We start from the raw sequence: 17,934 nt of genomic DNA, 5'->3' as shown, positions 1-17,934 counted from the left end.
TGCACAACGGGAGAAATCCCGTGGGGGCGTTTTCTGTTCTCGGTTGATGCCTCGACCGCCACGACACGCCACGGACGCGGCCGTCCGCAGGGAGGTTCTAACGGGTGAGACATCCAGACCCGTGTCCCGTGATCCTTCTCGCGGAGAACGATGCTTTGACGGTACGCTTCGTCCGTTCCCTGCTGGAAAAGCGGGGGTATCGCGTCTTGCACTCGTCGTGTCCGCGTGAAGCACTCCGAATGTCGGTCGAAAGCAGGGTGAGTCTGATCGTCGGAAACCCGGGGATCTCGCCCCGGGAACACCACGGACTGCTGCAGGCCGTGCGCCGGAACATGCGCCTCGCGAATGTCCCGTTCATCACGCTGTCAAACGGGACGCGGGAAGAAGACGCGGTGCGCTGCTTCGAAGAAGGGACCGACGACTACCTGACACGACCGTTTCGCGCACGGGAACTGGTCGCGCGAATCCGGAGGCTTCTCGAGCGAGCGGAGGGCAATGGCGGATGCACTCCAACCTGATCTCGGCGATCTTCACGCTCGTATCGATTCTCTTCGCCCTGATGGGCCTCATCCTGGTGCGCAAGGCCGTCGCGGATGGCGCAGAGCGTCGCCGCGCAAAGCAACGGGACATCATGGAGCCGGATCTTCTCTCCTACGCGCACGCCCCGGACGGAATGCTCTCCGACCGGTTGGGTGCGGTTCCGAAAGGTCGCGCTGCCAGAGTCGCGGAGCAGGTCTTTCTGGACCACCTCACCCGCGTCGACGGGCAGGAGAGAACGCGGATGAGCGAAGCGCTCGTGGAGATGGGTTGCGTAGACCGGTACCTTGCGGACCTCGGGCGACGCAGCTGGTGGAAGCGTGCGGACGCGGCGGACAAGCTGGGTAGAGCGAATGTGCGGCGCGCCGCGCTTCGACTTGCCGAAACCATGGACGATCCCGTGCCGGAGGTTCGCATACGCGCCGCCACCGCGCTGGGGAGGCTGGGCGGACAGTCGTCGATTCAAACGCTCGTGGGCGCACTCTCTGAACCGAGCCGTTGGTCCACGCTGCGGATTGCCGATATCCTCGCCGCCATGGGGGGCGATGTCGTAAACGAACTCGTCGATGCGTGGCCGACCATGAATCTCACTGCGCGCATCGCCACCATGGACATTCTCGCAAGCATCCAGCCGACCCATCTCGGCGAGTGGCTTCTCGGAAACCTCTCCGCACCCGAGGAAGATGTCCGCGCGCGCACCTGCCACGCACTGGGGGCCATCGGTGATCCCGAGTTCGCGGGCGCGTTGACAGAAGCGCTCCGCGATCCTTCCTGGCCGGTCCGTGCCATGGCGGCCAAAGCGCTCGGGCGAATCGGCCACGAAGGAACCGTCGACGCGCTCCGCACGGCGCTGGGAGATCGAGCCTGGTGGGTCCGCACGAATGCGGGGACGGCGCTGTGCGCCTTTGGCCGAAAGGGCACGGCCGCACTCATCCGCACACTTGCCGACGGAGACCGCTTCGCCTGCCAGCGCGCCGCACTCATGCTGGAGGAGTCGGGCGAAGTCGACCGTCAGGTGGACAACCTCTCGCTCCCGGAGGGGATTGAACGATCCTCCGCCGAGAAGCTCGTTCACGCCCTCGTGGATGCCGACCGAACCGATCGCCTCCACGAACTCGCGCGCGTCCACCGCTCCGCGCAGGTGCGGACCGCGTTGGAGAGTCTTCTGTGCGCAGGGGACGAGTCGTGAACTGGGCGGAAGCGGCCACCCCCTTCATCGAAGGGTTCAACTACTTCGTGCTGTCGTACTTTCTCGTGCTCAACACGACTTACTTCGTGCTCTTCCTCATCTCGCTCACGGAAATCCTGCGTTTTGTCCGACGCACTTTCTTCTCCGACTATCAGCAGATACTCCGATCGGACATGACCTGGCCCATCTCCGTTCTGGTTCCCGCATGGAACGAAGAGAGGACGATCGTGGAGACGGTACGGTCTCTTCTGCGCGTTCGATACGGAGAGTTCGAAGTGATCGTCGTCAACGACGGGTCGGACGACGAGACGCTTTCGCGACTGGTGGATGCTTTTGATCTGGTGCGCGTGGACGGCGTCATGCGCAGGTCGCTGAAGACGCGTGCCATGCGGGGCATCTACGCATCGATGGACACGCCCGGACTCGTCGTGGTGGACAAGGAACGCGGCGGAAAGCCCGACGCCCTGAACGCAGCCATCAACATGAGCCGGTACCCGCTGGTCTGCTCGTTCGATGCGGATTCCGTAATCGACGAGAACGCGCTCCTCCGCGTAGTGAAGCCATTCATGGAACACCCCGACGAAATGCTGGCCGTGGGCGGGATTGTGCGGATCGCCAACGGCTGTCGCGTCGTGAAGGGCCTTATCGCACAAATCGGCCTGCCGGACCGGCCGCTTCCGGTTCTCCAGGTTGTGGAGTACCTGCGCGAGTTCCTGGTGGGACGCGTCAGTTGGAGCGAACTCCGATCCGTACTCATCATTTCGGGGGCGTTCGGCATCTACCGAAAGGACGCGGTCATCGAGGTGGGTGGCTACTCGTCGAGAACGGACACGGAAGACCTGGACCTGGTGCTCCGGCTTCATCGACACGCACGCGATCAGGGCCGGAAGTACCGGATCGTGTTCGTTCCTGATCCCGTCTGCTGGACGGAGGCCCCCACAAACATCCGCACCCTCATGCGCCAGAGAAGCCGCTGGCACCGCGGGTTGATTCAATCGCTCTGGAGCCAGAGGCGAATGATCGGGAACCCGAGGTACGGAAGCGTCGGCCTCTTCGCGCTGCCGTATTTCGTGCTGTTCGAGATGTTCGGTCCGCTGGTCGAGACGCTCGGTTATCTCGTGATTCCGATTTCGTGGGCGCTGGGCCTGCTCAACACGACCGCACTTCTCCTTTTCGTGGCGGTGGCCATCGTGTACGGGATCATCCTCTCGATGGCCGCAGTACTGCTGGAGGAGCTTTCGTTCCGCAGATACCCGGGCTGGATGAACCTCGTGAAGCTCCTGACGGCGGGCGTCATGGAGCACCTGGGTTACCGGCAGATGCTCACGCTCTTCAAGGTCAGCGCATTCGTCGATTTCCTCTTCGGGCGACGGGAATGGGGTCGAATGGATCGCACGGGTTTCCGGGGCGCGGACGAAGACCCGGAAGCCGATCCGGAAGACGCGGACACGACAGAGCCAGTCGAAAGTGCGGAGGAGTCGTCATGAGAATGCGGTTTGACGAGACGACAACACTGCCCTGGATCTTCGCCTTGCTGCTGGTTGCTGCCATCGTGACATATGCGGTGTCCAATCTCGACGCAGTCTCCAACCCCCTGATCGAAATCGCCCGGGGCATGCGGTCATGATCGCGCTTCTTCTCCCCCCGGTGATTCTGACGGCCGCGCTCGGCGCGGCGGTCTGGCCCTGGTCTGCGAGCATCGGTTCCGAACGCCCGGTGCGTCTCCTTGCCACGATGGTTGGCGTGTCGGCCATGATCGTCGCTCTGGAGGTAACACTCGGCGCGACGGGCCGGCTCTCGCCGGGCTGGCTTCGGGCGGCCGCGACGGCGACCGCAATCCTCCTGGGTGGTGGCGCGGCCTTCCGCAGCCGCCGCGGGAGGCCGTCACCCGGTTTCTCAGGCCGCCGTCCCGTGACCCGCGCGGGAGCGCTTCTCGGCGGATTCGCGGCCCTTGCCTATGCCGTGCTTCTCGGAGTCGGCACGCTTGTTCCGCCATACGGATGGGATACGCTCGTCTATCACCTCACCGATGTATTCCACGCAACCCGCACGCAATCCCTCGACCCCTTCCCGTTTCCCGGACGCATGTTCTTCTTCCCGATGGTCGGCGAACTCCACTCGCTCTGGGCGCACCTTCTCTCTGGCGCGGGGGCGGAATCCTGGCGCACGACCGGCGTCGCGCTCATTCCGTTCGGACTCACCGCCGGGGTCGCGGTGCGCGTGGCTGCCGACGCGCTCGGACTTCGCGAGGCGCGCTCGTGGGTGGTACCCGCTGTCATGCTGACGCCGATCGTGATGATCCAGCCGCTCTCGGGCTATGTGGACACGATGTTCGCCGCGTTTCTGCTGGCATCCTTCGCGTTCGCGCTTCTCGCCGCGCAGTCGGGACGCACCGCCCATGTCGCCATGGCCGCACTGGCGGGAGGACTGGCTCTCGGAACGAAGCTCTCCTTCGTGGTTCTCGGGCTTCCCGTACTGGTGGTCCTTGCGGGACGCGCACCTTGGCGCGGAACGCTCGGCGGCGGATACCGGCGCGCCGCACCGCGGTTCGCACTCCTGGCGCTGCTCTTCCTCGCGGGAAGCGCTCCGTGGCTCGCCCGGAACGCGGCGAACACGGGAAACCCCGTTCACCCGACTCCGGTGACCGTCGGCGCCATCACGCTCTTGAAGGGGCCACTGCCGATCGAAGGGTCGACCCGTCAGGAGTCGTGGTTCGTCGAATCTCCCGCTGGCTGGGCGACATACCCGTTCCACGAGACCTTCCACGGGCGGCCCGCATGGACACTGGAGAACGGGTTCGGGCCTCTCTTCGCCGCGGGGTTTGTACTGGCGCTTCCCGCCTTCGCACTGGCCTGTCGCCGCCGGCAGTGGGTCGCCGCGCGCGCGCACCTTGCCCTGCCGCTCACGCTGGCCGCGTGGCTGTTGGCGACTCCCTGGCGCGAGCCGCGCTATGCCATCGCCGCCTGCGGGTTTTCGGTACTTGCCGTCGCCGCCGTCTATTGCGAAACCGCCCGGCGAGCGGCACCCCGCCGTCTCGCGACGGGCGCGGTCACCTTCGCGATCCTCTTCGCGGGAATCGGGGGGATGGCATCCGCGGTGCCGGAACTCGGGCGCGTCCTGGAGCGGGCGCGCGCGGGAGAGTGGTCGCCCGGTCGCTACTACGAAATGCAATACGGTGCCGCGGGACGCGCGTTCAACTGGATCGCGGAGAACACACCTCCGGGGGATACGGTCACCTTCACGAATGCCAGCTTCATTGCGCCGCTGTTCGGGTGGCATGGACGCAACGGAGTGGTCTATTCGCCGACAATGGACGACCCTCCGGTCGGACCCGCCCCGCGCATCGACGACTACCGCGCGTGGCAGGAGAGCCTCGACGAGAACAGCGTGCGCTGGGTCGTGGTCTGGGTTCCGTGGTGGGAGGAAACGGGCTCTCCCGTGGCGGAAACATGGGTGGCGAACCACCCCGAACGCTTTGAACTGGTGCGCGACTTTGAAGGACGAGCGCGCGTTTATCGAACAACCCCTCCCGGCGGAGTCCACTTTCCGGAGGACCGAGGATGAGACGCTCTTCACAGATTCCACGCGGAACGAGTGCGTCGCGGCGACTGGCGCAAGGCCTGCTCGTGGCCGCGCTCTTCCTTTCCGGCAACGCGCATGCGACCACCCTCGCGCCGGAGACGGAATCTCCCCGCGTCGGGTCGCCGCGGATCGTCGCGCCATCGGACAATGCGAACCATCACCGCATTCGCGCCCGGGAGCGGCGGGCCGAAGGGCGCTTCGACGATGCGCTGGCCGCCTATCGCGAAGTGGTCCGTCTCGACGCGCACGACGCGGATGCCTGGTTCTGGATCGGGACGCTGGAGCGGTGGGCGGGACGACCGGACGAAGCCCTTCGCGCATACGATCGCGCGGTGGAACTGTCTCCGGATTCCCCGGAAGCGCGAACGGGTCGCGCGCGCGTGCACCGAACACTGGGGAACGAGCGTCTTGCGGAGACCGACCTGCGGGCCGCGCTGGCGGTCGTCCCGGGCAACCCGGACGCGATGGGGCTCCTGGCGGATGGGATCGCCGCGCGCGGAGAGGGCCGACGCGCCGCCGGCATTCTCCGGCAGGTGTTCGAGGGCGCGGAACTGCATCGTCGCCTCGGGGACACATGGCGCCGTGCCGGGCAGACCACTCGCGCCATCGCCGCTTACCGGAACGCGGTGGAGGCGGATCCGGCCGACGGTGGCAGCCTCTACTGGACAGGAGTGCTGTCCGCCCGGATCGGCCGGACCGAAGAGGCACGCGCGGCCTATGACCGGCTGCTCGCGCTTCGCCCGGGAGATGCCGGGGCACGCGAGGGGCTGGACGCGCTGCTCCCCGATCATGCGGTGGAGGTCACGGCGCGGAGTTCCCGGGCTCAGGTGATCGAAGGCCTTGAAGACGAAGGTCTCTTCCTGAACGGGACTCCCCTCTCCCCGGTGCGGGTGGAGTACCTCACGCAGAGCGGGTCCACGCGGGTTCGCCACGCCGCCGCCTCCGACGGCGTGATGTCGGCAAGCGCGTCCTGGTCACGCGAAGCGGTCACGAATCTGGACTACGGGGCGGCTGTGTATGACTTCGCCGTGTGGCGCGGGGCGGCCCGGTTTGAAGGCCGGCGAAGCGACACCGTTCGCTGGTTCGTGCGCGCCGGCGGGGTGCGTTATGACTCCCGAACCGCCACTTCCGTCGCCAACGAGGACCACGCTCAGGCGGGGGCGGGAATGACACGGACCGGCCGCACGGGAACGCTCCGGGCGGAGTGGGACTTCGCGCCGGTGATCCACCGTGGATTCGCGGGGGGCTTCGACTTCCGCATCTTTGATCGGCATCGCATCGCGCTGTCCGCGGACCGGCGTCTTCGTCGTGTCACACTTTCCGGGTCGATCGGCGGCGACCGGTACGACAGCGGCGTCGCGGTCCCGCGCGCAAGGTTCACCGTCGCGCACGCATTCGACAGCGGCCGCCTCGCGCTGGCCCTGCGCCACGATCCCTTCCCCGCGCGATTCCTCTCGGAGGCGGATCTCGACATCGTGAACATGGACGCCATGACTCTCGGCGGGTGGATTCGCCTGGACCCCACACTTCGGCTGGAGGGGGAACTCCTCGCCGCGCGGTACGGGCTCACGCCGCGCACGGTGGTGGTGGGGTCGGATCTGGTGGAAGGCCCGCGCGAACACAACACGCGTCGCTTCCTGCGGGCCGAAACGCAGTGGCGGCCCGGCGACGGGGCCCTCGTGATCCACACCGGCTATCGATCGGACGAATACGACTTCGACACCGCGCCCTACAACACGAACAACCTGCATGGATGGACGGCGGGTGCCACGCTGGAGGGAACTTCCGGCCCCGTCACCTGGATGGTCCGGCACACGCGCGGACTCACGGGCGATGAGCGCAATGCATCCTACGACGCCAGCGAGTCCACGGCGCGGCTCACGGCGTCCTTTGCAAGGCCGCGCGGCGCTCCCGTGCGAATGTCGGTAGAGGCCACGCTGCACGAAAACCAGTTGGGCGAAGAAACGGAAGCGGCGACGGCCTCGGCGGTGATTCCGTTCTAACGGGAGGTGGCGGGGGAGGCGAACTCCCCCCCCCTCTCTCTCCCTCAGATCCCGGACAGCACATCCGAAAGATCCGGCTTGCCGATGACCTGAAGGTCATATCGAACGCGGACGGACGGCTTGTCGATCTTCAGGATGCGTCCCAGATCGATGGGCGTGGCGATCACCACCGTGTCGCAGTCGACGGAGCGGATGCTCTTCTCCAGATCCCGAACCTGCGCTTCGCCGTACCCCATCGCGGGCAGCAGCGTCCCGATGCCGGGGTACTTCTGAAAAGTCTCGGCGATGCTGTCCACGACCCATGGACGCGGGTCGACAACCTCCGCCGCCCCGTATTTCCGCGCGGCGACAATGCCCGCGCCGTACTTCATTTCGCCGTGAGTCAGTGTCGGGCCGTCTTCCACAACCAGTACGCGCTTCCCCTGAATGAGCGAAGGATCGTCCACCGAAATGGGCGACGCCGCCTCCAGCAGAACCGCGCCGGGATTCAAGCGTCGTGCGGACGCGCGGACCGCGTCCACTCCCGCAGCCTCGGCCGAGTCCACCTTGTTCACCAGTATGCAGTCCGCCATGCGCAGGTTCGTCTCCCCGGGATAGTACGACGCTTCGTGCCCGGGCCGATGTGGATCCACCAGCGTAATCAGAACATCCGGCTTGTAGAACGAGGTGTCGTTGTTCCCGCCGTCCCAGAGGATGACATCCGCCTCCTTCTCCGCCTCTGCGAGAATGTCGGCGTAGTCCACGCCCGCATACACAACCACACCGGTGTTGATATGCGGTTCGTACTCCTCCATCTCCTCGATGGTGCACTCGTGCTTCGCAAGGTCTTCCAGGCACGCAAACCGCTGCACGCGCTGCTTGACGAGATCTCCGTAGGGCATGGGATGGCGAATCGCCACGACCTTTTTCCCCATGTCCTGCAGCACCCGGGCCACGGCCCGTGTGGTCTGGCTCTTCCCGCAACCGGTGCGAACGGCGCAGACCGACACAACGGGCCGGTTCGACTTCAACTGAGTGTCTGTCGCGGAAAGAAGCGCGAAGTCCGCACCTGCCGCATTCACGCGGGAAGCGAGGCTCATGACATACCCGTAGGGAACATCGGAGTAGGCGAACACGGCCAGGTCCACGGCCTTCTCCGCCATCACCTGCTCCAGTTCCGACTCCGGCACGATGGGAATGCCGTCGGGATACCCGGGCCCGCACAGTTCCTGCGGATACATGCGGCCGTCAATGTCGGGAATCTGTGTGGCCGTAAAAGCAACGACCTCGCAGGAGTCATCCCCCCGATACACGGTGTTGAAGTTGTGAAAGTCCCTTCCGGCCGCGCCGAGAATGACGATCCGTTTCTTCTGCATCTTCCCGCCCTCCGAAACCTGCCCTATGTGGTCTGTGTGCGGTGAACCTTCGTTGTGTGACTCCAAAAGCAAGCCCTGGCTCACCGGGGAGTCCCGGCGGGCCACAGCTAGCGCGTCTCTTCCCAGAATGTCCGTCCCTCCAGGTGGTTCCAGAATCTCTCGTATACGCGACCGTCCGGAAGTTCCTCTCGCAGGAAGCCCAGCCGCTCCCCGCCTTCGGTCGTGAAGATCACCAGGACGCTTCCGGTGGGAGGAACGCGGGCCCGGCTGTCATCATAAAAGTAGCTCGGGAAGGAGAACTGATAGATCTGGCGGTTGAGGCCCAACAGTCTCGACCGCGTCTTCAAGTCCGGCATCTCTCCGAGAGCCGGGTCGATGCGCGACCAGTCCTCCACGGGAAAGCGCACCCAGACTTCGCGGGCTGAGTACTGAAGCGATTCGCGGCCCATGTCCTTCTTCCAGCTCTCCGCAAAGGGCGAACGCGGGGTGATCGTGACCTTCCCTTCGCCGAGGATGGACATACCGCTGGGTCCGTGATGCGTCGAGTACGGAAGCACATGGCCGGTGAACCCCTCCAGCGTGACGGGGCCGAGCACTGCGGAGAGGACCGTGCGAATCACGCGCATGTCGTCCCTCGTGCCGCTGAAGGCGAAGGAGGGAACCCACTCTTCATTGTCGTCGGCCAGGCCTTCGGACAGATCCACGCTCTCCCGGCCTGTTCCGCTGCGAATCATGGTGAGGCGCGGATCGACCGCCACGCGCGCAATCCGCGAACGGTCCTTCATCAACACGCTCCGAACCTGCCCCGGCTCCAACAGGAGCAGCGTGCTCCGGATGGGGATCCCGTTCTTCGCGAACACGGTGACCTCCACCGGCGCGGTGGCGGTTCCGGAGTTCTTCACTTCCACGCGAAGATGCCCCGAGCGTTTCCCCTTGCCGGGGCCGGTCGAGAGAATCTCGAACGCAGGGAGATCCGTGGTCGAGAGAAGGGGCGCGAGGAACTCGTGCTGGTTCGGAAGCATCTTCGCGACGGAGGTCAGGAAGTCCCCGGCGGTGGCGCCGGCCTTGGTTTCCGACCGAAAGCGTTGAAGAACATGCATCCAGCGCGTGCGCGGGGGAACCGCTTCCGCGGCCGCGTGCGCCACCAGTGCCGCACGACCCTCCAGCACATCCGCGGCACCCGGCGAAACAGGGACAAATCCCGTCAGAGAGCGCGGAGCGTTCCCTTCCCGGGCCAGCGCTTCATGCCGTGAAGCCGCAACCCGCGCATCCATCCGGTCCGGCCGATCCTCCCCCAGCACGGCCACCGCGGTGACATCGCCCAGGTACGCCTGGACGCCCCGTCCCAGCCACGCCGCAAGCGGGCCGGTCGGCGCGACGCATTCCGTCCAGTAGGACGCGGCCACCGCTTCGGAGAGTCGCCGGACCGCAAGCACGGCGTCGACATCCCCCCCGGGGGACGGCCCGACAAACAGCGTGCGAAGCCCACCGTGCGTACCCGGCTCCGCCACGCCGACGATCTTCCACGGCCCTTCTCCGCACGGAGGTCCCAGCGCGGTCTCCAACGCATTCGTCAGCGCGGGAAGTTCCCGGCGAAGCCCCTCCGAAAGAAGGTCCCCGGAGCCGCCGCGCTCGTGGAGAATGGCCTCCTGTGCGCCGAGTTCCTCGCGCCGGGATTCGTACGACCCCCATACCGCGTACGGGCGACCGGACGAGGCGGACTGCCAGAGACTGGCCGACCCGACGCGACTGCCGCAGGCGATCCCCGTCGCGCCGTCCGCAAGGCGGAAGCGGGTGGAATGCGCGAGGCTCGCGGCGCCTTCGGCCTCCAGCGACGGAAACCACCCCGACCCCGGCAGGAGCGCGCCTTCGCCATCGCCGATGCGGATTCCCGGGCGTTCCCCCGGGGGAATGGTCCCGCTCAGCGCGATCCTGGCGGACTCACCCCCGGAGGGAAGCGACCAGGCGCGAAGGTCGGTACCCTCCACGCGGCGACTGGACGGGTCTGCGCTGCGTCCGTCCACGGACGCGGACTCCAGCTGAACGACACTCGCGAGGTACAGCACCAGCGGTCCGTCCCCGGCGCCGTCCACGGTGAACTCATACGCAACACGGAGCCCTTCTTCCGCGCGAGCATCCAGCGTGACCTGCCCGCCGGAAAGCGAAGCCGCGAACGCCCCGGAGGCCGCCGTGACCGCCACCGAAGCCAGCGCACAAAGGACGCTCAGCCGCACCCGCCCGTTCGGCACCCGGTGCGACCTGGAACTACGCCACAAAGGAGTCGATCTTCTTCGTGAGGTCTCCCTTTGCGGGAGCTCCGACGGTCTGGTCCACCAGCTCACCGCCCTTGAAGTACAGGAGCGTCGGGATAGAGCGAATGGAATACTTCGTTGCGGAGTTCGGGTTGTCGTCCACATTCAGCTTCACGATCTTCACGCGGCCCTCGTACTCCGCAGCGACCTCTTCCAGGACCGGCGTCAGCATCTTGCAGGGTCCGCACCACTGTGCCCAGAAGTCCACAATCACGGGAACATCCGAGGACACCACCTCGGCCTCGAAGTTGGCGTCGGTCACGGCGGTCATCTTGCTCATCAGCATCTCCTCCACAGTTGATCAGGTTCTGACAGAATCCACACCCTGCGTGTCTCGCCAGGCCCCGGCGGTGCTTCGCCGGGAGCTTCGCGAGGTAGGTAGGGTACTGCTCCTATCATATTTGGCGAGGTCTGTCCTGTCGCCTTCGAATCCGACGGGAACGGGGTCGTCTTGACGGTCGGGGGTGCCGCTCCTATGGTTCCGGTCACTTTGATCAGAAACGGGAAGCCGGAAGCGGGGATTGGTCTTGGAGTGGCTGGCTTCAGAAAGCGCACACCGGGCCTTCGTCGGGGTTTACTTCGTGCTTTGGGGGCTCCTGGCGTGCCTCGGGGCGCGCAGGCTCTGGCTTGTCCGGCTCTCCCGGCAGGGGGGGGAGCGGCCGTTTCCCCGGGGGGAGTTTGAGAGGCTCCCGCGCGTGACCGTCCAGTTGCCGGTGTACAATGAGCGATTCGTCGTCCGGCGGCTTCTTCAGGCCGTCGGTGAACTGGACTACCCGTCCGATCGCCTGGAGATCCAGCTTCTCGACGACTCGGACGACGACACCACCGACATCGCCGCCGGAGAGGTGCGCCGCCTCCGGGAGCGCGGCGTCGACATCCATCACTTGCGCCGGGAAACCCGCGAAGGCTACAAGGCGGGCGCTCTGGCCTACGGAACGAAACTCGCGCGTGGAGAGTTCCTGCTGATTCTCGACGCGGACTTCGTCCCGCGGCCCAACCTCCTCCGGGAGACCCTCCCCTTCCTCGCGGACTCCGGCGTCGGCATGGTCCAGGTTCGGTGGGACCACTTGAATCGCAACCACTCGCTGCTCTCTCGGATTCAGGCGATCTCTCTCGACGGGCACTTCCTCGTGGATCACGAAGCCCGCGCAAGGAACGGCCTCTTCTTCAACTTCAACGGAACGGCGGGCATCTGGCGAAAATCCTGCATCGAAGACGCTGGCGGCTGGCACCACGACACGCTGACGGAGGACCTCGACCTGTCCTGGCGCGCACAACTCGCCGGGTGGCGGTTCGTCTTTCTGCGGGATGTGACCTGCCCCGCGGACCTTCCCGTGGACATGAAAGCGTTCAAGGGCCAGCAGTTCCGATGGGTCAAGGGGTCGGTACAGGTTGCGAAGAAGCTCCTCCCGCGTGTCTGGAACTCCCGTCTTTCCCTCGCTCGCAAGCTGGAAGCGTCCATCCACCTCACGCAGAACTTCGCCTACCTGCTCGTTCTGATCCTGTCGGTCGTTCTCTTTCCGGCCGTGTTGATCCGGTACCAGACGGGGCTGGCCTTCGCGCTGGTGGTGGAACTTCCACTCTTCCTTCTGGCGACGGGTTCGGTGTTCGTCTTCTACCGCCTTCCGCTGGCCCGCGCCCCGGGAGGCTGGGCGGGCAAGCTGTGCGATCTCCCGCTGATGATGGGCGTCGGGATCGGGCTGTCGGCCAACAACTCCCGCGCCATCGTGGAGGGGATCATCGGAAGGGAAACGCCCTTCCACCGAACGCCAAAGCTCGACCCCCGCGCCCCTGCCGACGGAATCGCCCACGAGTCCTATCGGGGCCAGCCCAGCGGGACGGTCGCCATCGAACTCCTCTTCGCCATCTACTTCATCGCCATCTCCGTGTTCGTGGTGCGCCACGCGCTTTTCGCGTCCGTCCCCTTTGTCGCGGTCTTCCTGTTCGGCTATCTCTTTGTCGGGCTGAAATCGCTGCGTCGGCAGCCTTCGTGAGCGACGCGGCGCGCGTGTCGGTCATCATCCCCGCGCTCAACGAAGAAGCGTCCCTTCCGAGCGTGCTTGCGGACATCCCCGGAGCGTATGTCCGCGAGATCCTTGTCGTGGACAACGGATCGACCGACCGGACTGCGGCCGTGGCGCTGGAGGGTGGAGCGCGCGTCATCCGGGAACCGCGCGGCGGGTACGGGAGCGCGTGCCTCGCCGGGATCGCCGCGCTGGAATCGCCGGATGTCGTCGTCTTCCTCGATGCTGACCACTCGGACCATGCGGAGGAGCTCCCGTGGGTCGCCGGTCCGGTGCTTCGCGGGGAGGCGGACCTGGTCATCGGAAGCCGCATGACCGGTCGGAGAGAACCGGGCGCGCTTCTCCCGCAGGCCCTCCTCGGCAACCGGTTCGCGACGCGCCTCATATCCCTGATCTGGGGCGTGCGATTCACCGACCTCGGCCCGTTTCGCGCTGTGAGCGCGGAGGCGCTCGCCTCACTCCAAATGGCGGACAGGGACTTCGGATGGACCGTTGAGATGCAGGTGAAGGCCGCGCGAAACGGACTCCGGTGCGCGGAGGTTCCGGTGCGTTATCGAAAGCGCATCGGACAGTCGAAGATCACCGGAACGATATCGGGAACGCTCCGCGCCTCCCGGAAGATTCTCTGGGTGATCTTTCGGGAGGCGGTGCTTCGAAGGCGTCCTTCCTGACGCGCAGGAATCCCAGGGCCAGCGCGAGAACCACCGATCCCCACAGAATCCATCGGGTGGCCACCGGTTCCGCCCACACCCCGGTGCACGCAAACAACCACCCCGCCGCATACGACACCGGGGCCAGCGCAATCAATGCAATGCCCGCGGGCAGGACCGCACGCGGCAGGAAGGGAAGCAGCGGAACGAGCCAGACCAGGTACCACGGGTGTGCGGTGGGCGTGAGAACGAGCGCCGCCCCCACGGCGCAGGCACCGGCCGCCAGGGGGTCGCGGATGCGCCATGCGAAGATGCCCGAAAGCGCGACGGCGGCGGTCGCCAGAATCACGCGGAGCGGAGCGGCTGGAATCCCCGCCCATTCGCCCAGCGGGAAGAGAGCGCCATGGGAACTCCATCGCGCGGCATAGGCCTCCAGCCCGCCGAACACCCCGAACCCCGCGTCCAGATGCGGCAGATAGAGAAGAAGCGGGAGGGCCGCGAAGAACGCAAACCGCGCGCGATCCCGGGGACACAGCCGAATGAGAAGCGCCGGGAAGAGAAAGAGCGGCATCGGTTTCACCAGAACCGCCGCCCCCAGAAGAAGACCCGCCGCAGGAATGCGGGAGGCCGCCCATGCCGTCAACCCTGCGGTCATGAGCGCAATCCCGGCCGGGTCCACATGCCCCCCGGCCGCGGACTCAAGGGCGGCCAGCGGGCAGAGCGCGTACACGACGGCGACCCGGGGATTCCGGCCGCGCATGCCCAGCAGGAGCGCAAGAAAGGCCGCGGCCGCCAGATCCAGCGCGGCGAAAAGTGCCCGCACGCCACCCGGCCCCGCTCCGACCGCATCCAGTCCCCGAAACAGCCACTGCGCCACGGGAGGATAGATGGTCGGAATGGACGGGTGATTCACCAGCGCGCGGACACCGGTGTCCAGCGCGTCCAGTTCGGGTGACTGCGGTGCGTGCGCGTAGGGATTCACGCCGTGGTTCGCAACATGTCCGTCCCAGAGGTAGCGATAGAGATCGTCGGACAGCGGGGTCTCCGGCAGAAGAAGAAGCGCCCGGACGGCTCCCCCCGCAATCAGCAGAAGCGCGACCTCGCGACGAACGCCTCCCCCCAACCCTCCGCGGTCCCGCACCACCGCCAGCGCCCAACCCCCTCCGGCGACCAGTGCAAGCGGCAGGAAGGTCGGATACGACGCCACGGGGTCGCCCAGCAGGGCGATGACGGCAAGTGCCGCAGCAATGAAAACCCCGTGAAGTCTCAGCCTGCGTCCTCCTCCATGGACTCCAGAACGCGCTCGAGCTTCTCGCGGGCTTCCGCACCCACCGATTCCAGATCCGGATTGCCCGTCACCGAGACCATCGCCACAGGGTTCATGGCTGAGACGCTCGTCCCCCCGCGCTCGTTCTCGTACACGATGACATTGCATGGAAGCAGAAGGCCGATCTCCGTCTCCGCCGTCAGCGCCCGGTGGGCCAGTTGCGGACTGCACGCGCCCAGAATCACATATCGTCGAAAGTCCACATCCAGCTTTTCGCGCATCGTGGCCTGTACATCAATCTCGGTCAGCACTCCGAAACCCTCGTCGGTCAACGCGGCCACGACCTTCGCCTTCGCCTCTTCATATGGAATGTGAAGCTCCACTCCGAGCCCGTACACCCCCGTGGTGACGCCCATGCCTGCTCCTTTCACACGATGGTGGATTCATACGATCGGCGCATTCTCATGGGCACAAAGCGAGGATGGCAAGGGAATCCATCGCGTCAGACGCGCGCGCCAGCCTTCTTCCGGGATGTCGCGGCGGAACTCCCGGTTCCGCGCGTCTCCACGAGGCGGAGCACCTGAGCGGCGCGAAGCGTGATCCAGTCGTCTGTGAGGTAGAGCGCTTCCGCACGAAGACGCCCATTCGGATCGGAGAGAAGCAGCCTCTCGCGAAGAGAAGGGTCCGCCAGTTTCCAGTGCCCGTCCGCAAACTGCGAGTCCCGGATCCATTCAATCCACGGAGCGAGGTGGGGATGTTCGGGGGAAGCCCCAATGGCCAGTGCCAGGCGAAGATCCTCCAGCGTGAAGTACAACACGCGGTCCGCCAGCCCCGGCGGCATGGGGGGAGCCCCTTTGCCTCGATGGGGGCCGCACGGATCCTTCGCAACATAGACCTCCGTCACGACCGCGTCCGGGTCGTCCATGCGGTCCAGAACCCGATCCGCGAACGCCGCCGCGAGCCGTCTGCGGACCGTCGCGTACCGGCGCACCAGCGTGGCGGGCATCTCCGCAAAGGCAGCCGCGACCGATCGGGTGAGCGTGTAGCTCAGGAGGTCGTTTTCGACCAGCTCCGCCCTCGACGGGCGGAACGCTCCATCGTCTTCCTGTTGCTCCGAAAGCCAGTCCAGCGCCGCCCGGATTCTCCGGTCGCGACTCTTGCCGAACGCCATCAGTATGCGCAGGTACTCGGCGGTCACGCGCACGGAGTCCACGCGCACACTGCTTCCATGCGTGTCCACTTCGTACGGTTCCAGAAAGCGCCCGTCGGGGTGCGTGCGCTCCAGCATCCCTTCCAGGAGAGTCGCCAGCGCATCCGACGGCCGGCAATGCCCGCGTGCGAGAAGTGCATCGAGTGCCACCGAGGCGTTTGCGGAAAGCACGGTTCCGAGGACACCCGAGGCCCTCCCCCGGAGACGGTCGGTCTCCGTGGCGCGCACAAACGGAAGCAGAAAGAGCTCCCGCACATCACGCGCCAGCATGTCCTTTTCGCAATCGTCACAAATGTCCCGAATCGGTCCGAACTTCCGCGGAGATCCAAGCGTGCGGGCACCATGAAGGCGCACGGCGGAGCAGCCTTTCGCGGCCAGATACTGGATGGCGGAACCCAAAGCGGTGGTGTTCATTCAGGGATGTCCCATCTGATTCGGGCAGCAGCTGCCTGAAGGCATTGTACCATACTTCGCAACTCAAACGAATGAAGGAGGTCCTGGTTCGTCGCGGGCGCGGGTCAGGGGACCCCACGCTTCCCCGATCTTCACCAAGGATGCGCAAGGCATTTCCCCCCCCTTGCGCGCGGGAGGCTCGTGGGGCATCGTGGGGGCCGACTTCTTCTGACAGCCCCCGCTTCCGTCGTCCGCCGGAGACCGCGTTGAAAACCGTATACCTCGATCACAACGCGACCACCCGGGTTCGCCCGGAAGTCCGCGAGGAGATCGCCGCGGTACTTGCCGAACCGGGGAATCCCTCCAGCGCGCATCAGTTCGGCCGGGTCGCCCGCGAGGTGCGGGAAGCCGCACGGGAACGCGTCGCGGCGGCGGCCGGATGCGCCCCCCGCGAGGTTGTGTTCACCTCCGGCGGTACCGAGGCCGACCACCTCGCGCTTCGGGGGTTGACGGGAGGAGAGCGGGGAAACCACCTCATCGTTGGTGCGACGGAGCACGAAGCCGTCCTCACCACCGCCTCCGCGCTGCGCTCCACGGACACCCGGGTGAGCATCCTCCCCGTCGACGGGTCCGGACGCATCGATCCGGCCTCCCTGCGGGACGCGCTTCGACCCGACACTGCTCTGGTCTCCATCATGGCCGCCAACAACGAGACGGGCGTTCTCGCCCCGCTGAAGGAGCTCGGCGAGATCTGCCGGGAGCACGGGGTTCTCTTTCACACGGACGCGGTGCAGTGCTTCGGGAAGGTCCCGTTTCGGTTTTCGGATCTCCCCGTGGACGCCGCCTCTCTCTCCAGCCACAAGATCGGTGGGTCGGCGGGGTCGGGTGCGTTGCTTCTTCGCAAGGGCATTGTCCCGAGCGGCCTCGTCACCGGCGGCGGACAGGAGCGGGGAATCCGTCCGGGAACTGAGAACCTTTCGGGAATCGCGGGGTTCGGAAGAGCGGCGGAACTCGCGGCGCGTGAGGTGAATGAGTTCGGCTCCCGCACCGGGCCATTGCGCGACCGGCTGGAGCGGGAAATCCGGGCCGTGTTCCCCGAGTCGCTGGTGAACGGAGCGGAGGCACCCAGGCTGCCCAACACGAGCAACATCGCCTTCCCGGGACTGAATGGCGAAACACTGATGATCGGCCTCGACCTTGCCGGCATCGCGGTCTCCACGGGTGCGGCGTGTGCAGCGGGGGCTGCGGCGCCCTCGGGCGTGCTGACCGCCATGGGGCTGGATCGAAGCATCGCGTCCGGCACGCTGCGCTTTTCGCTGGGGAGGGAGACAAACGCGAACGAAATCGATAGGGTTCTGAAAATCCTGCCCGGCGTCGTGAAAACTGCGGACGGCACCGGACACTCATCCTGA

At 66.1% G+C, this 17,934-nt stretch carries 15 protein-coding genes; 9 read left to right on the top strand and 6 right to left on the bottom strand.

Annotated features, from left to right (window positions below):
- Window positions 1–104 precede the first annotated feature (104 nt).
- Genes QF819_02245 through QF819_02220 form a run of 6 tightly spaced genes read left to right on the top strand, consistent with a single transcriptional unit; the run spans window position 105 to window position 7,311 of the window.
- A complete protein-coding gene (locus QF819_02245) occupies window positions 105–518 on the top strand; it encodes a response regulator (GenBank protein MDP6801980.1) in 414 nt (137 codons plus the stop codon).
- Window positions 503–1,726 carry a HEAT repeat domain-containing protein gene (locus tag QF819_02240; GenBank protein ID MDP6801979.1) on the top strand — a complete coding sequence of 408 codons (1,224 nt, stop codon included), beginning with the start codon at window positions 503–505 and terminating at the stop codon, window positions 1,724–1,726. Before QF819_02245 ends, QF819_02240 begins: the two co-directional genes overlap by 16 nt.
- Entirely contained in the window at window positions 1,705–3,213 is a 1,509-nt protein-coding gene (locus tag QF819_02235; protein ID MDP6801978.1) for a glycosyltransferase, read from the top strand. Before QF819_02240 ends, QF819_02235 begins: the two co-directional genes overlap by 22 nt.
- Window positions 3,210–3,353, top strand: a complete 144-nt coding sequence (locus tag QF819_02230) for a hypothetical protein (protein ID MDP6801977.1) — start codon at window positions 3,210–3,212, stop codon at window positions 3,351–3,353. Before QF819_02235 ends, QF819_02230 begins: the two co-directional genes overlap by 4 nt.
- On the top strand, window positions 3,350–5,290 hold the full coding sequence (locus QF819_02225; protein MDP6801976.1) for a hypothetical protein: 1,941 nt from the start codon (window positions 3,350–3,352) through the stop codon (window positions 5,288–5,290). The genes QF819_02230 and QF819_02225 overlap by 4 nt, the downstream gene beginning before the upstream one ends.
- Window positions 5,287–7,311: a tetratricopeptide repeat protein gene (locus QF819_02220; GenBank protein MDP6801975.1), complete on the top strand. Its 2,025-nt coding sequence runs from the start codon at window positions 5,287–5,289 to the stop codon at window positions 7,309–7,311. The genes QF819_02225 and QF819_02220 overlap by 4 nt, the downstream gene beginning before the upstream one ends.
- Before the next feature lie 44 nt (window positions 7,312–7,355).
- Here the strand turns inward: QF819_02220 and QF819_02215 are convergent, their stop codons facing one another.
- The 3 genes from QF819_02215 to trxA all read right to left on the bottom strand — a co-directional run bounded on the left by QF819_02215 (window position 7,356) and on the right by trxA (window position 11,258).
- Window positions 7,356–8,666, bottom strand: a complete 1,311-nt coding sequence (locus QF819_02215) for a cyclic 2,3-diphosphoglycerate synthase (protein ID MDP6801974.1) — start codon at window positions 8,664–8,666, stop codon at window positions 7,356–7,358.
- Window positions 8,667–8,773: 107 nt separating this feature from the next.
- The gene (locus QF819_02210) at window positions 8,774–10,915 is read right to left on the bottom strand and encodes a hypothetical protein (protein MDP6801973.1); all 2,142 of its coding nucleotides are present in this window, start codon (window positions 10,913–10,915) and stop codon (window positions 8,774–8,776) included.
- 16 nt (window positions 10,916–10,931) lie between these two features.
- Window positions 10,932–11,258 carry a thioredoxin gene (gene trxA / locus QF819_02205; GenBank protein MDP6801972.1) on the bottom strand — a complete coding sequence of 109 codons (327 nt, stop codon included), beginning with the start codon at window positions 11,256–11,258 and terminating at the stop codon, window positions 10,932–10,934.
- A gap of 247 nt (window positions 11,259–11,505) precedes the next feature.
- Between trxA and QF819_02200 the strand changes: the two genes are divergently transcribed.
- Window positions 11,506–12,972, top strand: a complete 1,467-nt coding sequence (locus QF819_02200; protein ID MDP6801971.1) for a glycosyltransferase — start codon at window positions 11,506–11,508, stop codon at window positions 12,970–12,972.
- Complete coding sequence (locus QF819_02195; GenBank protein MDP6801970.1) at window positions 12,969–13,673, top strand: glycosyltransferase family 2 protein; 705 nt, start codon at window positions 12,969–12,971, stop codon at window positions 13,671–13,673. The genes QF819_02200 and QF819_02195 overlap by 4 nt, the downstream gene beginning before the upstream one ends.
- Here the strand turns inward: QF819_02195 and QF819_02190 are convergent.
- The 3 genes from QF819_02190 to QF819_02180 all read right to left on the bottom strand — a co-directional run bounded on the left by QF819_02190 (window position 13,582) and on the right by QF819_02180 (window position 16,543).
- The gene (locus tag QF819_02190; protein MDP6801969.1) at window positions 13,582–14,859 is read right to left on the bottom strand and encodes a hypothetical protein; all 1,278 of its coding nucleotides are present in this window, start codon (window positions 14,857–14,859) and stop codon (window positions 13,582–13,584) included. The genes QF819_02195 and QF819_02190 overlap by 92 nt on opposite strands.
- Before the next feature lie 59 nt (window positions 14,860–14,918).
- Window positions 14,919–15,335: a DUF302 domain-containing protein gene (locus QF819_02185; GenBank protein ID MDP6801968.1), complete on the bottom strand. Its 417-nt coding sequence runs from the start codon at window positions 15,333–15,335 to the stop codon at window positions 14,919–14,921.
- A gap of 86 nt (window positions 15,336–15,421) precedes the next feature.
- On the bottom strand, window positions 15,422–16,543 hold the full coding sequence (locus tag QF819_02180; protein ID MDP6801967.1) for a hypothetical protein: 1,122 nt from the start codon (window positions 16,541–16,543) through the stop codon (window positions 15,422–15,424).
- Window positions 16,544–16,788: 245 nt separating this feature from the next.
- Between QF819_02180 and QF819_02175 the strand changes: the two genes are divergently transcribed.
- Window positions 16,789–17,934 carry a cysteine desulfurase family protein gene (locus QF819_02175; protein MDP6801966.1) on the top strand — a complete coding sequence of 382 codons (1,146 nt, stop codon included), beginning with the start codon at window positions 16,789–16,791 and terminating at the stop codon, window positions 17,932–17,934.

The organism is Gemmatimonadota bacterium (assembly GCA_030747075.1).
Lineage (GTDB): Bacteria > ARS69 > ARS69 > ARS69 > ARS69 > ARS69.
The sequence above is the reverse complement of the archived record's forward strand: the minus strand, read 5'-3'. Positions and strand labels throughout refer to the sequence as shown.